Source organism: Neobacillus novalis NBRC 102450 (assembly GCF_001591805.1).
Lineage (GTDB): Bacteria > Bacillota > Bacilli > Bacillales > Cytobacillaceae > Neobacillus > Neobacillus novalis.
The window spans coordinates 71,464-94,537 of the sequence record NZ_BCVP01000005.1 but is presented as its reverse complement, the minus strand read 5'-3'; the positions used below and the strand labels follow the sequence as shown (position 1 = coordinate 94,537).

Below are 23,074 nucleotides of genomic sequence, written 5' to 3'. Positions count from 1 at the left end.
ACATTATATGGAAAGCAGGGGGGATATGAGTAATAAAGAAGGATATGTCTTTTGGAGATTGGCCTATTCTTTCATCTCGGATCACGGTTACCGAATTATTCAATTATTTGAAAATCAAAAAGAATTATGGCTTGAAAAGGTAGAAAATAAGCAAGCGCCAATTATTCGTATGCTGCTCCATGATTTAGATTGGAGTAATGCGATGCAAAGAGATATCGAATTTACAGCATCTAACGGGGAAAAGATTCGCGGGCAAATTGGCCGCAATCAGTTAAATGTAATCAATATTTACATTAGCCATTTACCGCCATTTGATGAATATGAATATCGTCTGGCAGCACCATTTGTTCATCCGGAGGGAAATAAAACATCGGTCAGTACATATCTATTTGCAAATGGTGAACACGACACTGGTTTTCAGCAAATTTCCAGCAGGCTCGGGGCAGAGGTTCACTTTCCAATTAATGATGATTATGCTGAACAGGAGGTTGATTCATTAAAGAAAGCTGCCCTGGAGCATGCGGTTAAAAAAGTGAATACAGATAGAGCTATTCTGTTAAATAGCAGGCCTATTTTTACATATGTGTTCATAGCAATCCAGCTTGTTGTGTTTCTCTGGCTTGAATTTCATGGTGGGAGTACCAATAGTTCTACTCTAATTAAATACGGGGCAATGGTTAACCAATTAATTTATATGGGAGAATGGTGGAGGTTCATTACACCTGTTTTCTTACATAGTGGATTTTTGCATTTAGCAATGAATACTCTATTTTTGTATTTTCTTGGTACGACGGTCGAAAAAATATTTGGTAATTTTCGTTTTCTATTTATTTACTTGTTTGCGGGTGTCACAGGGTGTATTGCCAGTTTTATCTTTAGTTCCCTATCCGTTGGAGCAAGTGGTGCCATATATGGCTGTTTCGGTGCGTTATTATATTTTGGTGCGGTCTATCCAAAATTATTTTCTAGGACAATGGGGATGAATTTAATCGTTGTTCTGGGAATTAACTTGGTTTTTAGTTTCTCAGTAAGAGGAATCGATGGGGCTGCACATTTGGGCGGATTGGCTGGAGGTTTCCTTGCGGCCGGTATTGTCCACTTTCCGAAAAAAAGCAAGTTTTGGTTACAAATACTCTTTCTAATTGGCTCGGCTGCTATTGTTTGCGGTTCATTATTTTATGGATTTAACAATACTGCACAAAAGGAAAATTCAATGATAATGATGGCCCAAGAGTATATTACACAAAATAAATATGACCAGGCCTACAGTATGTTAAAGGACTCTGAGAAGAACTCAACGAATCTGTCTGAGAAAACATATTTTCTTTTATCCTTTGTGGAAATTAAAAAGGGGCTGCTCTCTGATGCGAAGACACATTTACAAAAGGCAATCAGGCTTGACCCCAATTTTGATGAAGCCTATTATAATCTAGCGCTTATTAACTATGAACTAAAAGATTTTAAACAGGCAAAAGTTAATGCAGAAAAGGCGGCTGAATTAAAGCCAAAGCAAAAGGCGTATACAGATTTAGTCCGCGAAATTAATCAACTTCCTTAGGTAGAAGGGGGGACCACAAGATGAAAACGGTTTATGATATTCAGCAATTATTAAAGCAATTCGGAACGATTATTTATATTGGTGATCGAGTCGCAGACCTTGAATTAATGGAAACAGAGCTAAAAGAGCTCTATCATTCACAGTTGATTGAAACACGTGAATTTCAAACAGGATTATTAATTTTACGGCACGAAATCCAATTTCAAAAAGAAAAATCAAAGATAGGTGAATAAATTGGCAAATCAATGGATTGCAGGCGTTGACCTGGGCGGGACTACTACGAAAATAGCCTTTATTACAATGGATGGAGAAATCGTTCATAAATGGGAAATACCCACGGATAATTCGAATGAAGGCCAGAACATAACGACTAATATTGCTAAAGCCATTAATGAAAAAATGAATGCACTAGGTGAATCGAAAGACAGCTTATTAGGAATTGGTATGGGGGCACCCGGGCCAGTAGACTATGAAACAGGGATTATTTTAAATGTGGTGAATCTAGGCTGGCAGGATAACTATCCTCTAAAGGAAAGTCTTGAATCGGCAGCCTCTTTGCCTGCAGCGGTTGAAAATGATGCGAACTGCGCGGCATTGGGTGAGATGTGGAAGGGTGCCGGTAATGGAGCGAAGAATCTTGTTTGTGTCACCCTCGGAACAGGTGTTGGCGGCGGGGTGATTGCTAATGGAAGTATTGTCCAGGGCAAGAATGGTGCAGCTGGAGAAATAGGGCATATTACAGTCATCCCAGATGGTGGTGCACCATGCAATTGTGGTAAAACAGGCTGTCTTGAAACGGTTGCTTCTGCAACTGGTATTGTTCGTCTAGCGAATGAGGAACTGTCAAAAGGTGAATCAATAGGGGAACTTGCTGGAAGGCTTGCTGTAAATGGCAAAATTACATCTAAAGATGTTTTTGAATCAGCTGAAAATGGTGATGCTCTGGCAAATAAGGTATTAAAAGAAGTTTACTTCCACTTAGGTTTCGTTTTGGCGAGTATTGCTAATACGCTTAATCCGGACAAAATTGTTTTAGGCGGCGGAGTTTCAAAGGCAGGAAACATACTATTAGATGCTGTAACCGAAAACTTTGCTAAGTTTGCCTTTTCAGCAGTTCGAGACTCGACAAAACTGGCTCTGGCTACATTAGGAAATGATGCCGGAGTGCTTGGTGCTGCCTGGCTGATTAAAAATAAATTAAATCAATAGGTTATAAAGGAGAAAAGTCGGTAGTCTACGGCTTTTTTCCTATTTGTTGAAATGTTTTGAAAACCTTGAAACATTTTTATCAAAAATACGTACTAACATATGTGAGATATATAGGGAGGGGGCAAATCATTTAAATTGAACAAATTATCGTTTCAAAAGTTTATTTTAATACTCATTTTCATTTTTTTGACCCTCCTTTTAGGTGCGTGCACGAGTAAAGAACAGCAGAAACCAAAAATTCCAGCAAAAAATGAACGAACGAAACCAACGCTAACTGTGGGAAGTGAATGGAAATTACCTATTTCCATACCCGAGGGGGAATTTGATCGACTTGGCGGCTGGCTTTCAGAGGATGAGGTTGTTTATATCACCAACCTGGAACAAACATCAAATGTCTATCGCTATCATCTTTTAACGGGTAAAAGTGAATTAATTTATAAAACAGAGCACCCAATTGTCACCGTGCAAATAAGCCCCACGAAAAAGTATATTTTGATCCATTCTTCGCCTTCATCGTACGAAGGATTAATCACCATTATTGATACACAGGGAACTGAAAAGATGAAGGAATCGATCCCCTCCTATGAACTTGCATTTGAGTGGAATCCATACAATGAAGAACAGGTACTTGTATCAAAATTTAATGAAGACTGGACCTTTCAACTAGCATTGCTGGATATGAATAAATTAAACACGAAGGAACTTTCGATACCGCAGCCTTTTATTAAGTGGATGGGGGAAAAAAAGATTGCCTATTTAGATTGGGATGAGGATAATCCCACTTTATTTGCCCCGCTTACTGTGAGCGATTTAGAGAAGGGAATTGAACAAACGCTGTTTCCCCGCGTATTACAGTTTACAACGTTTAACGGTAAACTAATGACTGTAACAGTTAACGAACAAGACCAAACAAATGCTGTCTATTCTTTTTTTGATAAGGACCTAAAGGAATACTTTTCATTTTCACAGCCGCAGCTGACAAAGTTTTCTGATTGGTTAGTTCCCTTTTATGACTATAATGATCCCTTGGGCCAATTTATCACCTTCAGGCCAGTAAAAAGCGGGGAAGCCGATTCCTATTCCGACGGCTTTGAGCTCCTGCTTTATAATCTTAAGAAGGGGTCCCTTCCTAAAGTGATTATGGCTGGGATGGATAATGAGCCAATCAATTTTTCCCCATCTGGAGAGGCAATTCTCTATGGCAACCGTTTCGAAAAAATCATCGATCTAAATGCAAAGAAAATATATGAGTTGATTAAAGAATAAGCTAAACAAAAAAAGACTGTCAGTGACAGTCTTTTAGTGTGTTCCGGTAGGAAATCCAGATTTTAAAATTGTCATAACGGTAAACCAGCCAAAAACCAAGAATGAAGCCACTCCCCAAAATGCGCCCAAGAGGTTTTTGTTCTTAAGTGCGCTAAATCCACCGAAGGCAGCAAGCACGGTTACAATTGCAAAAATAATAACTAAACCCATAATTAAAATCCCCCTTTTTAGTATAAGCAGGCTGAAGCCTAACATGGTCAAAAAATTATGTACCTATATTATATACATTCGAATCCTATTTTATATTTTTTTCTTTCATTTGTCGAGGGCAAAAACGCACTAATATAATAACGCTGCTTTCACTCCGCTTGTTATTTGGTGTAAAATGAGGGTATCGCAATTTGTAATGGAGGTTCTTTTAATGAAATGGCAGCAAATTCCCTTAGGCAGTCTGCAAACAAACTGTTACATCGTAGAAAACCCTGACCGCTCCTGTTTAATTTTCGATCCTGGAAGTGAAGGAAAAAAACTGATTCATTTACTGAATCAAAGAAAATTAAAGCCTTGTGCAATTTTTTTAACACATGCACATTTCGATCATATTGGAGCAGTTACTGAGGTTAGAGAGGCTTTTCAGATTCCCGTTTATATTCACAAACAGGAAGAAAAATGGTTAGCTGACCCAGCCTTAAACGGTTCACAATTATTTATGGTTCAGAATCCAATCAAGGTAAATGATGCCGACCATATCATAAAAAACGAAGGAGCTATGGAAATCAACGATTTTGCCTTCAGCGTTTTTCATACCCCTGGTCATTCGCCGGGAAGTCTTTCTTATTATTTCGAGCAGGAAGGGTTTGTAATCTCTGGTGATGCCTTATTTCAAGGCAGTGTCGGCCGTACTGACCTTCCGGGCGGGAATAACTCACAGCTGATCAAAAGCATTCATGACAAGCTGTTAAACTTACCAGAGGACACCTATGTCTTGTCCGGCCATGGTCCAGTGACAACAATTGGTGATGAAATGGACAGCAATCCATTTTTGAATGGGTTTTAAGAAAAGCGCAAGTGCCTTGGCGCTGCTTGACGACAAAAAAAGAAAAGCCCTTCTCCGCTAAGAGAAGGGCTTTTCTGGGGGATGTTCTTTTTCATATAATGGGAGGGGATATTGTTAAGCTACTATCATAACAATATAATAAAGTTAACACTATGTCAATAGTGTTAACTTGAAAAAGGAGTTACTATGATTACCTATTTACAACGTTTAATTGCAAATTCGCCAACAAAGTTAATTTCCTACGCTGATTACATAGGGGCCGTTCTTTATCATCCCGAATATGGCTATTATATGAAGGATAAGCAAAAGGTCGGCCGGCAGGGAGATTTCATTACAACAAGCAATATTTCTGATGTATACGGCAGATTAATCGCAAAATGGTTTTCCTCCGTCTGTGAAAAAACAAACTTGCCACCAGTCTTTTGCGAAATAGGCGGTGGAAATGGCCGATTTGCCAAAGCTTTTTTACAGGAATGGCATGAATCAATAAAAACTCCTTTACAATATATTTTGGTTGAGGCTAGTCCTTATCATCGAAAGTTACAAAGGGAATTACTAATGCCCGGCTATTCGGTTGTTCAAGTAGAGCGGCTTGATGAAATAAAGGAATTTGAGGGTGCCATCTTTTCAAACGAGCTTTTCGATGCGCTCCCGGTTCATGTCGTTGAACTGGTTAACGGACAGCTTTTTGAGGTAATGGTAGGTTGTGATGCTGAGGAATTGTTCGAGCAGAAAATTCGATTAAAAAATCCGGCGATTATTTCTTTTATCGAAGAAAGTAAAATCGAATTAAAAGAAATGCAGCGGATTGAGATTCCCTTAGCAATGGTGAAGATGCTCCAAGAGATTTCGAAGACCTTGACAAAGGGAATGGTTGTAACAGCTGATTATGGCTATACAAACGAGGAGTGGAAGGACCCGCTAAGAGCAAAGGGGAGCTTACGAGGATACTATCAACATAAAATGATGGATAATGTCCTTGAAAGTCCGGGAGAAATGGACATTACCACCCACATCCATTTTGATTATCTGATTCAAAAAGGAGAGCAAGTAGATTTAAAGTTGGTAACAAAGCTTAGGCAAGATGAATTTTTATTAAAAGCAGGTATCTTGAAGGAATTAGAAAATCATTACGATCCGAATCCTTTTTCGGCGGTCAGCAAGCGCAACCGGGCAATTCGGAGCTTAATTATGCCAGCAGGTATGAGTTCTTATTTTCATATCATTATTCAACAAAAAGGAATTGAAATAAGTGAAAGTGATGTGTTCACTGAAAAATAGAAAAAACGCCGGAGCTAACCGGCGTTTTTTACTACTTATAGCCCTCCGCCAAGCGGCATCATGAACGTTGTCCAATAAGTGAAGCCTGCGAAGAAAACAGTTAAATATGCTCCGAACACGTACAAATACATACGCTCAGAAAGTTTAAGATAGCTAAGCAGAACAAAGAATCCAGTTTGGGCTAAGAACAGCATTGCTGTCCTATCCATATCACCAAGATAAAACATAACGGTAAAAATGCCCGTCCAGAAACCACAAACTCTGAACATGCGATCCATATGTATCCCTCCTTTTACCCCATCGATACCATCATTACAATATTATAAAGTAAAAGGAGGTGTAATGTAAATAATGGTTTCGAATTAGTTTGTTACAAGTGCTTGATATGAGCATGTATTACAACCGGTAAGCATGTTTTCTTTTTCAATTAACTCAACGGAATTAAACAGGGCACCAAACATTCCCTTAAGAAATTCATGGTGCATGCTGCAAACCGTTTCCGAATGTTCCTCGGCCACTTCTTTAAATGGACAATTGAATATTTGGAAGTAAATTTTAGTCTTTTCACCATTTGCTTCAAATTCTGGATAAAAACCGGCAAGTGTTGCAGCACTTTTTAATATTGTTAGCTTTTGATCAAATTCTAATTCCTCACCAAGTGATTTTTTTGCCAATTCCTGCTCAATCACCTCGGTACCAAACCGTTTTCCTGTTAAGAAAAGTGCTTGTTTCCCAGCTTCCCCAAGTGAAATCATCGTTTGAATCGCCACTTTTGATAAAAGCATATAGTCGCGGAATGGAAAATGAAGTTGAATGACATCGTCGGATAAACGATATAATCGACTTGGTCTGCCGCCTTTTCCCGTTTTCTTCGTTTCAGATGCTAACATATTAACATCCTCAAGCTTTGATAAATGCAGTCTGGCAACATTCGGATGAATATTAAAATTTTCTGCCACTTCTTGAACAGTTACTTCTTGATGCCGTTTGGTAATGTATTGATAAATGTAGTACCGTGTTGGATCTGACAAAACGTTTGTTATTTTTAATGTTTGTTCCATCTCTGTTCACCTCGGACCCCCATAATTTATTCCATTATAATACAGGCGTAATAACAAGGGAATGAAGTTAACAATGTTAACACTATATGTTTAGAAAATGTTCACAATTACTGTCTTTATATTGTAAAAACATAATAAATTGATGAAATTTCATAACGCTGGCAGTTTGTCAATAGTTTTCTTTTGGTGTTTAAAATTAAGAAAGGAAGCGATGGCCATCATTCGCTTCCTTAAAGCTTACGTCTTTTCTTTACTTCGGTATAAAGGATATAGGGTAGAATTCCGAACCAGCGGTACCAAAAAGACGCTCTGGCTTGTTTTCGTTCTGAGCGGAGCCGTTTTCGTTCTTCTTTTGGCTGATCGGCGTATTTAACAATTGTTTGCGTCATGTATTTTACATAGTCATTCGTTTTCACGGACACACCTGCCTTTTTATTCACCTTACAGTATGTCCATTCGGTTTATTTTAATTCTACCCATTTTATTAATTTTTTGGTTCTTGTGTCAAAAAATCCACGTCCGATTATACCATCTCCAGACTTAGTGCGAAGGGTGAAATTAACTTTCTGAACATATCCGGACGGGGTCTCGGCTTGGTAGTCCATCCTACCGTTTAAATAAATAATAGCGCCCTTGGAAGGGATGATTCCGCCAGCTTGAAATATCACTTCAATTTTCTTAACGGATGAGAGGAAATAATATTCCTGTTGTAAAATAGCAGCCGTTTCATGTGCCATCATTCTTTCGGTTTGCAATCGTTCAATGTGCATGGAGAAAAACAAGAGAAAAAGGATTAGTAAGCACAATGTAAGCGGATAGGTAAACCCTTTCTGATTATTTTTCATGTGACTGCATTCCAGTTGATTAAGGGATATATTACAACTGAATATTCCTTCCCCCAAAGATCCGTAACAACTACCTTAACTGCATTGTTTAATATCGTAAAGGAGTATTGAGAAACGTTTTGGAGGATTATTTCATGTCCAGTAGAATTCACACGTCTTCTCAGGTTCGAACCGTACTTTTCATATTGGACGGTTTCAGTATCCTTTGTTAAGATTAACCGGCCAGAGATGACCTCAGCACGGTTGGACAGCCGAATTTCTTTTTTTATTTGACTACAAAAAGTTTGCCACTCCATTGCTTGTAATTCTGCCTGAGACCCCTTATTGTTCAGGATAATTTGAAAAACGGGTGTTATAAAGAAAATAATGATTGTAAAGATTGAAAATGCAAACAGCACCTCGAGAAGCGTAAAAGCTTTCTCATTCGAGCGCACCGCATATTTCGGTTTGTGGAAGAAAGGAATTTCTTTCAACTCTTACGCACACCTCCTTTTGACCAGCTGCACGAGAATCTTTCCAAATGATTTTGTACTCAACTCCATTTTCAACGAAAGTGTAATTAGTAAAGGTTTGACTAGTGATTAATTTTGCCTGCAGTTCTTCATACATAAGCTGCCGTGCCTTATTTTCGACTGCCAGCTGCCGCGATTGGCCTTTTAAATCCATCAACAACGGCAGCAAGAATAAACTGAGCATTAATAATGCTGACAATGACAGCAGCAATTCGAGTAAAAAGAAGCCTTTATTGTTCCGCAACATAAAACCGTCCCTTTCCAATCAAAACGGTTAACTTATAATTCTTCCTATTCGTTTGAATATAGATGGTGCCAAACTTGTTTACATTTCCATCGGATAGGAATTTGAAATATAAAGGAAGTGAACCTTCATCTACATATATATTTGTTGAGTAATTTCTCACGATAAAGGGCGGAAGCTCCGATTGCAAAAACATATAATACTTATATTGACTTGGCATAAAAACAACCGATACTTCATGCTGATGGGATATCGCATAGTTTTGCGCATAGTATAGATCCGCTTTCAGTTGGGTTATAAAAGCCTCCTCTTCAATCATCGGCTGCTGCGGCTTTAAAGAGAAGACGGTAACCGAGGAAATAATCATAAATATCGAGAGAACGACCAATGACTCAATTAATGTAAAACCTTTTTGTCTGCTTTTCATTTTAGGTTAGTTGGTTTTTGGAACTGCTGTGACATTTCCTTGTGTATCAATAGCAATTTCTTGGCCATTTGGACAGCCTTTTGTATCCTTTAAATATCCAGCAGTTTTAAGTTCCTCAAGTGTTGGCACTTTATTATTATTATCCATTTCATATGCTTGGACTTCGGCTTGGACCATTTTGTTGAATAATCACAGTTCAACCTCCATTAAATCAATAGCTCTAATCTGTCACAGTTTTAGAAACCTCTCTAATTATAGGATGGGTACTAAATTTTTTAGACAGCTAGAGCTTATCAGGAGGAGAATACAAAATGGTTAAAACAGTAACAAAATTAAAGGTAGCTATCTATGTTAGGAAATCAAGGGAGGAAAAGGGAGGGGCAGAGGAGACCTTACTAAACCAAAGGGAAACATTAGTAAGGATAGCTGAGCAAAAAGGTTATAGCTATGATGTCTTTCAAGAGGTCGAGTCCTCAATTAACTGGAATAGACCTGAATTGGCTAAAATGCTTGAGGGAGTCATACATGAGAAATACAGCAGAGTCCTTGTTACCCATCCTGACAGATTGAGCAGGGATGAAAGAGACTCAGCAGAATTAAAAGAAATCTTTATAGAGCATGAAATCATTATTGAGACACCTGATAACATTATTGACCTTTCAGATGAAAATCAAGAGCTAATGTTTGGCTTTACCTCTGTCCTTTCAGCTTATGAATACAAGAGGATTAGGCACAGACTTAATAAAGGTAAATATGATGCTGTTGCAATTAAAAATAGATGGATTGGTTCAATATCTCCTATAGGTTATACATGGGATAAGAATACAAAGCAATTACTTGTAAATCCTGAGGAGAAAAAAGTAATTAGAAAAATAGTTGAATTAACTTTATTAGGTTACTCCTCTAGACAGGTAGCAGATAAGGTAAATAAGTTAGGCTACAGGTCAAGAAAGGGTAATCCTTTTAAGGGCGACAGAATATTACACATCCTGCAAAATAGAGTTTATCTAGGGGAGTCAACTTATAACTCAAAAAGGCTTAAAAAGGTTGCTGTAGCCAAGAACACTCATGAAGCATTAATGACAGAACAGGAATTTATTGAGATGCAATCTCTTTTTAATTCTAGAAGAAGCTCACAAAACCTTTATTCATTAGGTGTTAAATCCTGTGTGAATAAGCTCCTTGTTTGTGGAGTTTGTGGGGGAGGCTTATCAATACAGAAAAATAATAAAGTTTTAAAAGGCAATAGGGATGGTTCATTTTATCAGATAAGACCTTGCAGAAATTATATTGATGTAGAAACTAAATGCCACAATGCAGGCTTTGTAATAAAAAAAGTTGAAAAAGCTGTTAGAGAGGCTTTAAAGCTGTATAAAAAAGAATTGGAGCAGTCATTAGAAAAGTTGTTAGCTGAGGATACATCAGGAATTGAGGATAATCTAAAAGCTAATTTAGCAGGTCTAGAGACTGACCTAACAAAGCAGGAGAGAAAAGCCAAAAGGTTGTTAGACCTGTATCTTGATGAGGAGTTGGATAAAGACTCATATCAACAGAAAAAGCAGACTTTAGAGGAAACTATCTCAGCTCTTAAAAATGAGATAAGCATTGTTAAATATAAATTGGAGAGCATGGATGCCTCTGCTCAGGTAGACAAAGTAAATGGAATTATTGATATGATTGATAATTTTGAAGAGATGGAGCTAGATGAGCAAAATGCTACATTAAAGCTGATAATCTCAGGAATTATATTTACTAAAACTGCTGAGACAAATAAGGAGCCTGTTATAGATATTAAATGGAGAGAGCTGTAATAGCCTCTCTCTTTTTTATGTTCAATTTTCAAATTGCTCTAAGTAATCAGGATGCAAGGATACCTTAAATCTAACAGGACAATTATCATCTCTTTGCTCTACTGGAATTTCATAAATAATTAAGGGTATATTACTTTCAGGCAATTTTTCAAGCAAAATAACTAATAAATCCTCACACAAACCCAAAGTATTATCTATAAATGTTGCCATATCAGAAAGGACAGGAGACTCTCTCTCATCATTTAATTGCCATGTTGGAGCTTTAAAATAAGGAGGCTCATTTTTATTAATAAGCATAATGTTATTTATTTTTAAATGTCCTGAGTATCCTCCTGGATGCTCTCTAGAATTTCTCATTGATACAATTCTTTTTATCCATGTGTCATGGTCATCTTTTAATATTTTTGTTAGGTTATCATCTTCTCCAAATTTCTCTTTTGCCCATTTGTATGCAAGGTCAAATTGAGGCTTAGGAAATTCTTTATTAAAAAAGATATTAAAAATACCTAGTAAATCTCTTAATGTAGACTTTGCTTCATAAAGGAAATTATCACACAAATTTCTTAAATCCATAACAGCAGGAGTGTAAACTGCATTCCCTTTAAAATAGTCATCTTTATTAGTTTGATTGACCTTAATCAATTCATCCTGTAGCTTTGAATAAATTTTATAACAAGAAACTAATCTCTCAGATACATCCATTCCCAAAAGACCAAAAATATCTTCCTTTTGCTTATCAGTTAGAGGAAACATTTTAACTAATTCACTTGTTTGAAAGGAGAGCCTTGCTACAATTGGATTACTTGTTCCAATATCAGATAATTGCTGTATTTCAAAATCCATCTTTAAATCACCTCACCCTTATTACAATCATTTTACAATAAATGGAGCAGTTTGAATAATAAAAAAAGGAAAAGCCTCATAGCTCCTCCTTTAACTTGCTGATGTATTTATCTTTTGATTATATAGGTCAATCATTTTCTTAGCCAAAATATCAAGATTAGGCTTTCCATGAATATTTACAGTAACCTTATCTTTAGTTTTAAAAGTTATAATTTCTTTATTATCTATTTGCTTTGTCATCTGTTATCTCTCCCTGATGCTTTATTTGTTGGCTGATATTGCTTTAAGTTTCACAGCCTTACATCTTTATCATTAGAGGCTGTTCTCCAAACTGTGACATCTGCTTGAATAACTGCCTTTCATGACTGTATTTAGAGGCTGATAATAAAACTGTGACATGATGACAAAAAAATAAGCAGATGCCATTACAGCACCTGCCTCAGAGAGTATTTAAGGGAGTTAAGCTATTTACTGTTTATTTACTGCCAGTAGCTTTCCTTGCATTAGCTTGCACCTGAGAAGGCTGTACAGATTGTACTGTCTTAACAGGAGGAGCTACAGTTACTTTTACTGGATTTAATGCCTGAGTATTTCTAATAGTATTACCTGCCATTTTGTCCACCTCCTTTTAATGCCTCAATAATTTTTATAAGTCCTGAGCCTTTTACAATTAGAGCAGGGGCATCAGGAACAGGTTTTCTACCTGCCTGCAATACCTGAGCCATTCTCTCAGCATCCAATGTAATTTTATCCTCTGCCATTACATAGCCTCCTTATTTGAATATCTTTCCCACAGATCATCAGGCAGAAAGAAAGCTCCTCTTTTATCCTGATACTCTACAGCTATTACCCTGTAATTCTCATCTAGAACAGGGATAGGATAGACAGTTACAAGTCCTGCATCAGTCATCCTCCACTTTGCAGGTCTTGATAAAATATCAAGTAACTCTAAGAGCCTTACATCTAACTGCTCAGACCTCTTTTCCTGACAGAAAGCCTCTAAGCTCTTGAGCATCTTTTCAGCTTGCTCAGGCTCTATAGAGTCCTCAATCAGATAAGATTTAACATCATTTACAGTGGCTTTACCTGAATAAATCAGGCTCATATACCTTTGCTCTAATGCAATATAATCAGCTAAGCTCAGTTTGTTGTACTCAGGCAGAGGATATGTCCTGCTGAAATCTCCTGCTTTCCTGTCTGTAAAAAAATCTGTAGCTACCTTAGGCTCTCTAATTCCTTTCAAAATAGCTAATACTACATTTTTTCTTAATCCTGTCTGTTCTGAAATTTGAGCAATATTTTTCATATCTGCAAAATGTAATTTTAAACATCTGTAAACTAAATTTTTGTCCATGTTATCCCTCCTTTGCTTATAGTTGAAATAAAAAAGGACAGCTCAGTTTTGAGCCATCCATTTTATTTGCTGTATCTGCTTATCTTGAATGCTTTCAACATAGCCATTGATAGTAAGACCTGTAGCAAAATATCCATGCTCAGCATCCTCCTAATTAATCCTGTGATATAGCATAGGGCTATCATTAGGAGTAGACAACCTTACTCCATTATGAGTAACTTGCATTGCTCCAAATTCTCTAGAAACATTGTTATAAAGTCTGCAATGTCCTGAGACCTCAGCATCAATAGCATTTACTGCCTTGACAATGCTTTCCTTATTCAGCCCATTTACTAATGGCTGAGCTGTTGTAACTAGCTCTCTACATTCTTTACCCAGTTCAGCAAAAGCTGAATAACATTCAGCCAATAAATCAAATTGATCCATTTTCCCTTTCTTACCTAGAGCTAACATAGCACCTGCCAAAGCCTTAATCCTTGCCTCTTTTCCCTCAATCTGTTTGTTAATCTCCATTACTGCCTCAACAATGTTACTAGATACATTCAGTTTATTGATTGACTGCCTAAGCTCCACAATCTCATCCTCAATAGCTGATTTTTCTGCTTTCATGTTCTCAGCCAATTCCTCATATTGAGCATGAACCTCTTTCAATTTAGCTGTATTAGCTTTTACTGCATCCAATGTAGGTAACTGCTTTTTCATTTCATTTACAAGGCTATCAGTAGCTTTCTCCTCAAGTCCTACTCTTGCTAAAAAAGTAACAAATCCTAATTTTGCTTTATTCATATTAAATCTCCTCCTGATTATTTAAGTATTGTTTATATTTTTCTTTGTAGCTAATATCTGCATCTCCATCTAATTTAGCTAGGAAAACATCTAAAGGCATATTCTCAAGTTTAGGGAACAATCTTAAATAGTTATTGTAATCACCTTTAACTACCTCATATTTTGGCGATGGTACAGATGTCTTAGCATCTACATCAGCCTTAGCATTTAATAGCTGTTGGTACATCTGCTCTCCCTCAGCTTGACCAAAGATGTCAATTAGGTCTTTTCTGAGCTTTTCAGTAACAGGCTTTTTAGGCTTTGCTTTGCCATCCATGCCCTCAAAGTCTTTTACAGCCTGAGCAGTATCAAGCTCCTCACCTGATGCCATTTTCAAGACTCTCAATGACTGAGCCATCTCTACAAACTGAGGATTAATAGCTCCATTCCAAAGACCATACATCAGCATCCCAGCCATCTGTAGCTCTAACCTTACAAGAGGATTAGTTAAATCCATTTCCATGTAATTAGCTGTATGTCCTTTGGTTTTTTCAGTACCAAGATACAAAAACTCAGACTCTGCTAGAGTAGCTTTCAGTAGAGATGATACATCCTCATTAGGTACTAATTGCTTTTGGTTATCCCTGATAAAGCCTCTCAAAGTAGCATTTCTGATACTGGCATATTGCCTCAATTCCTGACCTGAGATACCAAAGTATTGCAGGATTGTAGCTAAGTCCTTTGTAGCTGTTTTAGGATTTTGCAATCTAGCTATGAGGTTATTGTAAACTGCCTCCATTGCATCCTCCTCAACCTCAGTATTTACATCCACTAGCTCAGGCTCAGAGAGATACCTCTCATAAGCCTCATTGTAAAGCTCAGGATAATCTTTATTTTTCCAATCCCTCAAAGTCCTTACTGATACTCCTGCTACCTCTGCAAAGTCCTCTTGAGTTGCATCTAATACAGCCTGACAATGAGCCAATGCTTGCACTACTTGAGCCTTGTCAGTCATTTTGTAAAGGTTGACTATTTCTAAGAGCATCTCCTGCTTTTTCTCATTAGTAGCCTCCTTGTAATCAAACTTACTTAACATGGCATTCCCTCCTTTTGATATTTAGAAAGGCTATAAGATTGCCTCTTATCTGCCTCTACCTATAGTGGAGCTGAGACATATGGTTTTAAAGTAATCAGAGGCAACAAATAGGCAAAAGTTTATTTATCTGAAAATGGATCAAGAATAATTTACCAACAAATTAATCTCTAAATGGAACTTTAAAAAGCATCCCCTTAGTTCAGCTATAGGTACAGCAGTTGCATGAGCTACATCTGCAAATATACTCAGGCATCTGCAATAGAGAAAAAAACACAAATACTCAGGGGGCAATTAAATCATGACAGTCAAAAGATTAATGAATGAGATAGAACAAAAGATAAGAGCTAAAGAGGTATTTACTGTAGTAGATGCCAATGGGGAAATAAGAGATGATGTAAAGGTAATTACTCCACAGATGCAAGAGGCATCCAAAAAGAGAAAAGAGCTAAAGACTTACAAGAACAGGGCAGACAATCCTTTTACCCTTGTAAGCATGGAGGCATCTAAGGAGGTAACTGCATTGGAGGAGCTGAATACAAAAGAGCTTGGATACTTTCTAATTCTGCAAAGCTATGTAGACTATAGCAATATGTTGAAAAAGACATCTGATGCTAACCTGCCAATGACAGAAAAAGAGCTAGGTCATGCTCTCAAGATTAAGAATAAAAAGCATTACTCAAAAGTGATTAACAAATTTATAGAAATAGGATTGATGAATCAGAAGTCTGTTACTCATTATGGTAAAGAGTATCAGGCTTTTTTTATTGATAATAAATACTGTTTGAGAGGCTCAACTAAATCAGATAAGGTAGTCAAAATGTTCATTGGCTCACTACAGGAGCTATACAGCCAAGAGGATATTAAACCTGCTGACATTGGCTTTCTTTTCATGTTACTGCCATACATGCACTTTCAAACTAATCATCTTGTTAAGCATCCATATGAGAGAGACTTTGCCAAAGCTGAGGCATTATCTCAAAAGGACATTATAGAAATTACTGGACTGGATGAAAAGAATGTTAAAAAGTATCTCAAGATGAAATTATCAGGAGTTAATGTTTTTGGTACATTCAGAGCAGGCAGAAACTCAGTTTATAAAGTTAATCCATCCCTATTCTTTAGAGGAGTAGAGCCTGATGAAAAATTAAAAGCAGACTTTACACTAACAGGACAGAGCTTGTAATTGGCTCTGTTCCTTTTTTTTATGTCTACATCTGCCCATATGCTAATAATCCTATAATCATCTTGGAGTTAATTGGGGGGTGAAAAGTCCAATTTTAGGGCTGATAGGGGGGTAAAAAGTCAAATTGCAAAAGCGACTCTATCCCTTGTGGCTCTAAGGATGAACCCACTTTTTCAAAAGTAGAATCTCTCTTATCTTACAAATAGAAACTGTACTGCTACTCCTCTGCTGATTAACTTTATTTTACAGTTGAGAGCTGTTTATAAGAATGTAGGGGATTTGCAGAGTCCTACTACAGCAGATAGAACAGGGATTAAAGCCCTCTGCTCTGTCTGCCTCCTGAGAATAATATTTTTTGTACCCTGTCTTGGTATCCTTAACTGGATGCTGAGGCAGTCTTTTTTTTTGCCCTTATAACAGTTAAAAGAGTAAAGACAAAAGCAAAAGAAAAGGGCAAAGGCTAAAGCCTTGAGTCCTGAGTAAGCTCAGTCCTCCCAACCTAAAAATAAATGCTGTTGTTTATCCATTTGTTTATACAATATTCTATTTAATTATTTTTAGAGAGGATGCCTGATAGGGCAGACTCTAGCCTTGACCAAAGGGAGAGGCTATAACTACTGCTTAAACTGTTTACTGTTTAAATGGCAGCTATGTGTAGTTAGGATAATTCTAAAGGTCTGTAACAGCCTTGGTCCTCTTAGTTTTTATTTTTAAACATTTCTGGTTTCTCTACTCTCATAGAAAGAATATGACCACATTCTGTACAAATATCTGCATAGACCATAGAACCTTTCATTAGACTCTTAATAGGCACCATACCACCCTGTCCTATTGTCCTTCCTTTGCCAATCTCACTACCTCCACACATTGGACACAATTTATCAATCTCCATATTTAATACCTCCCATATTTTTGATTAATTATAGCATGATGTTGCAATATCAGCAGTATTGCCAAAATGTGCAACAAACACAGCTCAGATAGCCTTCCCTCCTGCTAATTTTTTGTCAATTACAGGCATTAGGCAATAACATCTAGGGGCTGATTGTGACTGACTCCATTGGTTAAAAAATATGTTCAACCTAATCAGTAAATATACAGCTATTTGCATAGTTAGACAAAGCTTGATATAGAGCCATTTCTGGGGGGGGGACAATAAAGTAGAGATATGTATATATGACTATCACTTACAGCAGGGGCAACTTTTCTAAATGCAGGGAGGCTACTCTGCTAAAGGCAGGGCTATTATTTGTACAGGGGGATGCTCTACTGCTAAGGGGGCTATACAATCTGATAGGGGCAGTCTATTCAGTATGGGGCTATCTAAATTAACAGGGGCTACTGTAGAACATGGGCAGGGCTATTGTAACAGGGGCTACTATTGTTACAGGCTCAGCTACTGCCAGTAGGTCAGGGGCTACAGGCAACTGCTACAGTAAGTAATCAGTAACAGTATTAGCTCAGCATCTATCAGCGAACCACAGCATGAGACAGAGCATGATGCAGTAAACAATGACTGAGCAAAGCTGTAGACAATAATAGCAATGATGTAAGACCAAGGCAGATAATATTACTGTTGTCAATAGCTCTGAGACTGTATAACTTAGCTGAGATTGAACAGCAAAAGAATAGCAGTAAGATTGTATTAGAAAGGAGCAAAGACTGTGAGAAAGGCTGAGAGAGGCTGAGAAGGGGGCATATGGGGGGACAGGGGGGAGAATAGGGGGAAACAAGCTAAAATAACATACATAACCTATTTTTTCAGTATCAAGAGGCAATAGCTTAAAGCTAAGCATCTGCTCCAATACAAGAAAGACAGGCAGAGAGGAGGGGGAGACAAAAAAGCCTCTTCCTTATAAAAATTACTAATTCCTATTTACAGAAAATGAGGAGGCAAAGCCATCTACTAAGACAGCTCTACCTCCATGCTTTAAGGGATGACTCTTTAAAACTCCCTGCAATATCCTCTATTTAATTATTGTCAATCTGTACATCTTTTCTAGGGTCTCAGGCTCACACTCAAGCATATACATAGCAATCTCATAAGCCTCTTTTGACTCAATCCCTGACTGACTGCCAAAGCCTTTTAAGACAGATTTAATTAAGTTTGTAGATAAGCCATAGCCTACAGGGGTCTTTCTAATCTCCTTAGCTGCTAATCCCTTAACATGATGCTGATACAGGATATGACCTACCTTAAACCCATTGATATGCTCAGAGGCTGAGTTTTTACTAATTAGCCTGTAAGCCATTGGAGACCATGCCTCAGTCTGTTCTCCTGATATTCTGTACTGATTAAACTTATAATTGATACTCATTGCAGTTACCTCCTGATAGTAGATGTGGCTGTTTTATCAGCTCTACTCTTAGGTAGCTAAGGAGTATCTATTTAAAGGTATTTGAGACAATTTTAATCCTGATAAAAACTGTAAAGCTCAGCTAGGCTAATTTTAATTCCAGCTTTGATAAGTCTTTCTCTCCTGCTGTTAAATAACTTTGCTAATATCTCTTTCTTATCCTCAAAAAGTCCAAAATGTATTTTCTTATGACAGACTAAGCAGATTGAAACAATATTTGCATGGATGTCTAAGCTGTTTTCAAACTGCTCCTGATACTGCATAGGTATTAGATGATGAGCCTCTACATAATTCTTGCCATTAAACTTAGAAATAAAATGCTTATGCTGATTGTCAAACTCACATAAGTAATCTGCATCAGCCACAGCCTCACTTGCAGTTTTAGGGTTTCTGCTCCATACCTTTTTATTATTTACTGACCTGTAGTTAGGTTTATCCTTTGGCTTATCCTCAATATTGGCTTTGCTAATATCAGCAGGATTTTCTGTAAGGTACTTTTCAAACTCCTGTTCCTCTTTAAATAGCTCAGCTTGGAATTCATTGTCTAAAAGATATTTAGCAAATAAGTTATAGTATCTTAAGGCATTACTATACATTTTATTTCCTCTAATATCTTTTTCAATAAATTCTGGTATAGATAAATATTTTCTAGATTTACTTTCAATAATCACTGGATCAGTAATGTTATATAGACTACCTTCTAGTAAACCATACCTACCTAACTCATCAGAAATTGTATTAATAGCACCAGAATACTTTCCAGTTGTATTAGAGCTCAGATTAGTACTAGTATTAAGCCAGTTTATAAAATTCTCTTTTTTAGCCATCAAAGAGACCTCACTTTTTCTTTTTCACAAATTTAGATTATAAAATGGATTATTAATCCTATTAAGATTCAAATTATTTATAGTAGCTAAGCAATTTAGATTTTGTCAGTTCTATATCACAATCTCTGATTCTTTTAATCCTATCATCATATAACTTTTCAATTAATGGCTCTATGACTGTAAAAGTGGCATGATGTAGCTTTTTATGACAGCCTACACATAAAGAAACAATATTAGCCTCCACATCAATACTGTTTGTAAAATCATTTTGATATTCCATTGGAATTAGATGATGAGCCTCAATATAGTTTTTACCTGTTACTCTTGAAATAAAATCCTCATGACTTTCATCAATTTCACATTTATATTTTGCTAAGACAATTGCTTTCTTTGCTGTTTTAGCATCCCTAATATATGAATTTATACCATTACCTGATGTTTTAGATGGTTTCTCTTTTGGTTGGTCATATACAGTGACATCCTCTGGAACATCCTCATGCTCTACTTGATATTGAAAGTTTGTCTCAGGGTTGGTAAGCAATTCATTTGATAGCTTATCTAATATTTCTTCTAATTCCTTATCAATGTTTACTAAGAAAACTGAGTTTCTTTTAGCATCAATTATTTTTTCCTTTGTACTCTCAACAAAAATACTGTTCAAATAATTTGAATCTATTTTAAAAATGTTCCTAACTTCTACAAAGACATTGGGAACACTAACTTTAGAGTTAAAGCATTCAGGAATGTACTGAATCAAAGGACTTTCAGGAGTTATTTCTCCAATATCATAAATATTTTCTCATCATTCCAACATAAAGGTCTTTTTTTCCTCTATAAGTACCTAAAAAAAATGAGTATGTATTTATGCCATTTGCAATTTGATCCTTAATTCTAATTCTGTTCTTATTTGCTACACCACTTCTCATCCTGGATGAATCTTGTCCCCAAATGACTCTAGCCTTATCCTCACAAACTTTTTTATGTTCTGTAATCCTATCTGATTCACTGTAATCATCAAGAATTACATTTTCATTAGGAAACTTGAGGACTATATGTAATGGTTTTGACATGAATATTCCTCTCCCAGGTAGTTTCTATATCAAATTCTCTTTATAAAACTTTCTCATGCAGTAGCTTACATACTCCCTTAGATTAGGTAAAGATACTTGGATAGGAATTTTACATCCACTTTTTTCATTCATATCAAGTAAAGGTATTATACTTGTTGTAGGTTCATCAATAGTTAATTTCATGCCTGTATGTAAATATTTTGACCTTTTGTCATAATAATCATTAAGGCTTTTTGCAACATCATCATTCAAGTAATGACCTACCAAACTTCTAACCCTCTTAGATATTTGATATTTTGGTTGACCACAACAACTACAGTTTTCACCTTTAAAGTCAATGAGAGTTAATACCTCAAGAGCTGACAAATACAAAGTGGTTGCTATCTCTGTGTCTGAGTTACCTCTCCTTCTAGATATTGCTAATTCTATGTCCAAACTTTGGAGTGGGTAATCTGTTTTATCATCAATAACTAATAAATCATCTGAGTAATTTTCAGATAATCCTGCATCATACATTCTTGCAGTATAAAAATGATGACAAGCCTTTAGGAAAAGTTCTAGATTTTCATCATCCCTTTCATCAGGACTAAGAATTTTATCTAGCATTAACTTTCCTTCCATTGATAAAACAATGTATTTTTTATCTACTATAGAATAGCCATCTATAAAATCATTATCCTCCTGGAATATCTCAGTTTTCAATAAACTTCCATGGTTTTCTGAATATTTTTCTTTCCAAATTGGTATATTTGTTTCTACACTTAAAAATTCCATTACTTGGATTATTTTTTTTACTGCATTTCCCCCAACCTGATTTCTGTCATAACCTTTTACTTCAAACCTAAATCTAGTATAAAAATCATCTACAATTTCAGTCTTAAAATATCTACCCTCATAAGTGGCTAATGGTAAAGTCAAGCAAATTATAGGTGCAAACTGAAAGGAAGAGTATTGACCAATATTTCTTTTGGCATTGTTGACTACAGCTTTAATTCTGTGGTGAAACTCCATACTCTTAGGGATAGCATCAAATTTATCAGGTAGTTCAAAGTAAATATTTTTGATTGTTCCTCTTTCTTTATATGTAATACTTACTGCAATATCTGTACTTACTCCAATATCCATAAAGCCAAAAAAGATTCTATTTTTTATGAGTTTTTTATTAGGTGCATAGTTCCAGCCACATTTACCAAATTCTTTTCCCATTTCAGCCCATAAACACCTTAAAAATTCATTAGATTCCTGCTCACTTGTTATACCAATGTTAATTTCCATTTATAACCCCTTAATTCTTATTAGACTTGTCTTGAATAAATTTAATTTTATCTGGAAGAATTATTTTTTTATATACTAATGGGCTATCAAAGTCTGATTTAATCTCTATAATTTGAAATTCCTGTTTCATTGTATTTTTTTTAGTATCATAGGGAGCAATAATAAAATTATCACCAAACTTATCAATTACTAAATAGTTGTGTCCTTTAATATCTAAAACATAAAATTTTCTTTCTAGTTCTGCATTCATATGCCCAATCAAATGCACAGTAGGTTGCATTATTAGAAAGGTTACAATAGTTAAAAATATTCTTGAAGAAGGGAGATTTCTAAATGCAAACATGATATTTTTTAAAGTAAATCCTTCTTCATCTAAGGAGATTAACTCCTTTTCTATCTTGTTTTTATACCCTCTAACATCCTTAAACTTGATAATTGGTAAAATATAAATTAATACTAAATATATACTTAATATTATAAGAACAACTTTAATGGAATCAGATAGGAAAATAGCTGAAGGAAGACCTAGTACTAAAAATGGTAAAAATGCTTCTTTAAAGAGCTTTGTGTAAGGATTATTAAATTGTTCAAGTACTTTTGATAGGTTATTATAAATTGAATATAAATAAAATAATAGAGTTCCAACAATTGAAATAGAAATTATTACAATAATAATGTCTATTTGTTTTAAAAAAATTTCAGAAATTCCAAAATAGTTTAAGTAACCTTTTTTAAATGAATATGCTACAAAATATCCCAAAGCTGTTATGAATCCAATAATTAAACTTGTATCCAACCAATTAAATTTGCTTTTTTCCACAACTGACTGAGGAGAGGTATTGTGCATATTTTGGTGTAAAATCCTTCTTATCCTATGTCTATTTCTCATAATAATCCCCTTTACTATTAAACTATACAATTCCATTTTACCAAAAAATGAAAGTATTTCTATATTTATAATAATAGCAGTTGACCATTGCTTAAAACCCTTGTAAAATCAGCATTGTAATGAGGCTGAACTGTATTTATTCCA

At 36.0% G+C, this 23,074-nt stretch carries 31 protein-coding genes; 8 read left to right on the top strand and 23 right to left on the bottom strand.

Annotated features, from left to right (window positions below):
• Positions 1-25 precede the first annotated feature (25 nt).
• The 4 genes from BANVL01_RS03835 to BANVL01_RS03820 all read left to right on the top strand — a co-directional run bounded on the left by BANVL01_RS03835 (position 26) and on the right by BANVL01_RS03820 (position 4,033).
• The gene (locus BANVL01_RS03835; protein WP_066090055.1) at positions 26-1,558 is read left to right on the top strand and encodes a rhomboid family intramembrane serine protease; all 1,533 of its coding nucleotides are present in this window, start codon (positions 26-28) and stop codon (positions 1,556-1,558) included.
• Positions 1,559-1,578: 20 nt separating this feature from the next.
• Positions 1,579-1,791 (top strand): YqgQ family protein, encoded by a 213-nt coding sequence (locus tag BANVL01_RS03830; RefSeq protein ID WP_066090052.1) that lies wholly within the window; start codon positions 1,579-1,581, stop codon positions 1,789-1,791.
• Position 1,792: 1 nt separating this feature from the next.
• Positions 1,793-2,767: an ROK family glucokinase gene (locus BANVL01_RS03825; RefSeq protein WP_066090049.1), complete on the top strand. Its 975-nt coding sequence runs from the start codon at positions 1,793-1,795 to the stop codon at positions 2,765-2,767.
• A gap of 135 nt (positions 2,768-2,902) precedes the next feature.
• The gene (locus BANVL01_RS03820; protein ID WP_066090046.1) at positions 2,903-4,033 is read left to right on the top strand and encodes a YqgU-like beta propeller domain-containing protein; all 1,131 of its coding nucleotides are present in this window, start codon (positions 2,903-2,905) and stop codon (positions 4,031-4,033) included.
• A 33-nt stretch (positions 4,034-4,066) separates the two neighbouring features.
• On the opposite strand, the gene BANVL01_RS26515 is transcribed toward BANVL01_RS03820, so the two are convergent.
• Complete coding sequence (locus BANVL01_RS26515) at positions 4,067-4,243, bottom strand: DUF2759 domain-containing protein (protein ID WP_066090043.1); 177 nt, start codon at positions 4,241-4,243, stop codon at positions 4,067-4,069.
• A 211-nt stretch (positions 4,244-4,454) separates the two neighbouring features.
• Between BANVL01_RS26515 and BANVL01_RS03815 the strand changes: the two genes are divergently transcribed.
• Both BANVL01_RS03815 and BANVL01_RS03810 read left to right on the top strand, forming a co-directional pair.
• Positions 4,455-5,090 carry an MBL fold metallo-hydrolase gene (locus BANVL01_RS03815; protein ID WP_066090040.1) on the top strand — a complete coding sequence of 212 codons (636 nt, stop codon included), beginning with the start codon at positions 4,455-4,457 and terminating at the stop codon, positions 5,088-5,090.
• A 186-nt stretch (positions 5,091-5,276) separates the two neighbouring features.
• Entirely contained in the window at positions 5,277-6,371 is a 1,095-nt protein-coding gene (locus BANVL01_RS03810) for a class I SAM-dependent methyltransferase (RefSeq protein WP_066090037.1), read from the top strand.
• Between the two features lie 35 nt (positions 6,372-6,406).
• On the opposite strand, the gene BANVL01_RS03805 is transcribed toward BANVL01_RS03810, so the two are convergent.
• The 8 genes from BANVL01_RS03805 to BANVL01_RS27170 form a co-directional block, all read right to left on the bottom strand.
• Positions 6,407-6,649 (bottom strand): DUF2626 domain-containing protein, encoded by a 243-nt coding sequence (locus tag BANVL01_RS03805; protein WP_066090033.1) that lies wholly within the window; start codon positions 6,647-6,649, stop codon positions 6,407-6,409.
• A gap of 84 nt (positions 6,650-6,733) precedes the next feature.
• Positions 6,734-7,432 (bottom strand): helix-turn-helix transcriptional regulator, encoded by a 699-nt coding sequence (locus BANVL01_RS03800; RefSeq protein ID WP_066090030.1) that lies wholly within the window; start codon positions 7,430-7,432, stop codon positions 6,734-6,736.
• A 230-nt stretch (positions 7,433-7,662) separates the two neighbouring features.
• Entirely contained in the window at positions 7,663-7,848 is a 186-nt protein-coding gene (locus BANVL01_RS03795; RefSeq protein WP_066096772.1) for a YqzE family protein, read from the bottom strand.
• Between the two features lie 45 nt (positions 7,849-7,893).
• Entirely contained in the window at positions 7,894-8,277 is a 384-nt protein-coding gene (comGG, locus tag BANVL01_RS03790; protein WP_066090027.1) for a competence type IV pilus minor pilin ComGG, read from the bottom strand.
• Positions 8,274-8,750, bottom strand: coding sequence for a competence type IV pilus minor pilin ComGF (comGF, locus tag BANVL01_RS03785; protein WP_235845483.1), 477 nt, complete (start codon positions 8,748-8,750; stop codon positions 8,274-8,276). The genes comGG and comGF overlap by 4 nt, the downstream gene beginning before the upstream one ends.
• Positions 8,698-9,033, bottom strand: a complete 336-nt coding sequence (locus BANVL01_RS03780; protein WP_169803127.1) for a hypothetical protein — start codon at positions 9,031-9,033, stop codon at positions 8,698-8,700. The genes comGF and BANVL01_RS03780 overlap by 53 nt, the downstream gene beginning before the upstream one ends.
• Positions 9,020-9,460 (bottom strand): competence type IV pilus minor pilin ComGD, encoded by a 441-nt coding sequence (comGD, locus tag BANVL01_RS03775; protein WP_066090021.1) that lies wholly within the window; start codon positions 9,458-9,460, stop codon positions 9,020-9,022. The genes BANVL01_RS03780 and comGD overlap by 14 nt, the downstream gene beginning before the upstream one ends.
• A gap of 6 nt (positions 9,461-9,466) precedes the next feature.
• On the bottom strand, positions 9,467-9,637 hold the full coding sequence (locus BANVL01_RS27170) for a hypothetical protein (RefSeq protein WP_156482187.1): 171 nt from the start codon (positions 9,635-9,637) through the stop codon (positions 9,467-9,469).
• Positions 9,638-9,771: 134 nt separating this feature from the next.
• On the opposite strand from BANVL01_RS27170, the gene BANVL01_RS03770 reads away from it, so the two are divergent.
• Positions 9,772-11,271, top strand: coding sequence for a recombinase family protein (locus BANVL01_RS03770; RefSeq protein ID WP_066090018.1), 1,500 nt, complete (start codon positions 9,772-9,774; stop codon positions 11,269-11,271).
• A 21-nt stretch (positions 11,272-11,292) separates the two neighbouring features.
• On the opposite strand, the gene BANVL01_RS03765 is transcribed toward BANVL01_RS03770, so the two are convergent.
• The 7 genes from BANVL01_RS03765 to BANVL01_RS03750 form a co-directional block, all read right to left on the bottom strand.
• The gene (locus BANVL01_RS03765) at positions 11,293-12,114 is read right to left on the bottom strand and encodes a hypothetical protein (RefSeq protein ID WP_066090015.1); all 822 of its coding nucleotides are present in this window, start codon (positions 12,112-12,114) and stop codon (positions 11,293-11,295) included.
• Positions 12,115-12,204: 90 nt separating this feature from the next.
• A complete protein-coding gene (locus tag BANVL01_RS27165) occupies positions 12,205-12,354 on the bottom strand; it encodes a hypothetical protein (protein WP_156482186.1) in 150 nt (49 codons plus the stop codon).
• 235 nt (positions 12,355-12,589) lie between these two features.
• Complete coding sequence (locus BANVL01_RS27160; protein ID WP_156482185.1) at positions 12,590-12,727, bottom strand: hypothetical protein; 138 nt, start codon at positions 12,725-12,727, stop codon at positions 12,590-12,592.
• A complete protein-coding gene (locus BANVL01_RS27155; RefSeq protein WP_156482184.1) occupies positions 12,717-12,875 on the bottom strand; it encodes a hypothetical protein in 159 nt (52 codons plus the stop codon). Before BANVL01_RS27155 ends, BANVL01_RS27160 begins: the two co-directional genes overlap by 11 nt.
• A complete protein-coding gene (locus tag BANVL01_RS03760; protein ID WP_066090012.1) occupies positions 12,875-13,468 on the bottom strand; it encodes a hypothetical protein in 594 nt (197 codons plus the stop codon). The genes BANVL01_RS27155 and BANVL01_RS03760 overlap by 1 nt, the downstream gene beginning before the upstream one ends.
• Positions 13,469-13,618: 150 nt before the next feature.
• Complete coding sequence (locus BANVL01_RS03755) at positions 13,619-14,254, bottom strand: hypothetical protein (protein WP_066090009.1); 636 nt, start codon at positions 14,252-14,254, stop codon at positions 13,619-13,621.
• 1 nt (position 14,255) lies between these two features.
• Positions 14,256-15,329 carry a helix-turn-helix domain-containing protein gene (locus tag BANVL01_RS03750; protein ID WP_066090008.1) on the bottom strand — a complete coding sequence of 358 codons (1,074 nt, stop codon included), beginning with the start codon at positions 15,327-15,329 and terminating at the stop codon, positions 14,256-14,258.
• A 298-nt stretch (positions 15,330-15,627) separates the two neighbouring features.
• On the opposite strand from BANVL01_RS03750, the gene BANVL01_RS03745 reads away from it, so the two are divergent.
• Positions 15,628-16,512 (top strand): hypothetical protein, encoded by an 885-nt coding sequence (locus BANVL01_RS03745; RefSeq protein ID WP_066090006.1) that lies wholly within the window; start codon positions 15,628-15,630, stop codon positions 16,510-16,512.
• Positions 16,513-17,209: 697 nt separating this feature from the next.
• On the opposite strand, the gene BANVL01_RS03740 is transcribed toward BANVL01_RS03745, so the two are convergent.
• The 7 genes from BANVL01_RS03740 to BANVL01_RS03715 form a co-directional block, all read right to left on the bottom strand.
• On the bottom strand, positions 17,210-17,404 hold the full coding sequence (locus tag BANVL01_RS03740; RefSeq protein WP_066090003.1) for a transcription initiation factor TFIIIB: 195 nt from the start codon (positions 17,402-17,404) through the stop codon (positions 17,210-17,212).
• Between the two features lie 1,075 nt (positions 17,405-18,479).
• On the bottom strand, positions 18,480-18,830 hold the full coding sequence (locus BANVL01_RS03735) for a hypothetical protein (RefSeq protein WP_066090000.1): 351 nt from the start codon (positions 18,828-18,830) through the stop codon (positions 18,480-18,482).
• Positions 18,831-18,922: 92 nt separating this feature from the next.
• Entirely contained in the window at positions 18,923-19,696 is a 774-nt protein-coding gene (locus BANVL01_RS03730) for an HNH endonuclease (protein ID WP_066147703.1), read from the bottom strand.
• A 73-nt stretch (positions 19,697-19,769) separates the two neighbouring features.
• Complete coding sequence (locus BANVL01_RS03725) at positions 19,770-20,453, bottom strand: HNH endonuclease (RefSeq protein ID WP_235845482.1); 684 nt, start codon at positions 20,451-20,453, stop codon at positions 19,770-19,772.
• Between the two features lie 28 nt (positions 20,454-20,481).
• Positions 20,482-20,766, bottom strand: a complete 285-nt coding sequence (locus tag BANVL01_RS28145; protein WP_235845481.1) for a hypothetical protein — start codon at positions 20,764-20,766, stop codon at positions 20,482-20,484.
• Positions 20,767-20,790: 24 nt separating this feature from the next.
• The gene (locus BANVL01_RS03720; protein WP_066089997.1) at positions 20,791-22,041 is read right to left on the bottom strand and encodes a hypothetical protein; all 1,251 of its coding nucleotides are present in this window, start codon (positions 22,039-22,041) and stop codon (positions 20,791-20,793) included.
• A 10-nt stretch (positions 22,042-22,051) separates the two neighbouring features.
• Positions 22,052-22,930: a hypothetical protein gene (locus BANVL01_RS03715; RefSeq protein WP_066089994.1), complete on the bottom strand. Its 879-nt coding sequence runs from the start codon at positions 22,928-22,930 to the stop codon at positions 22,052-22,054.
• Positions 22,931-23,074 lie beyond the last annotated feature (144 nt).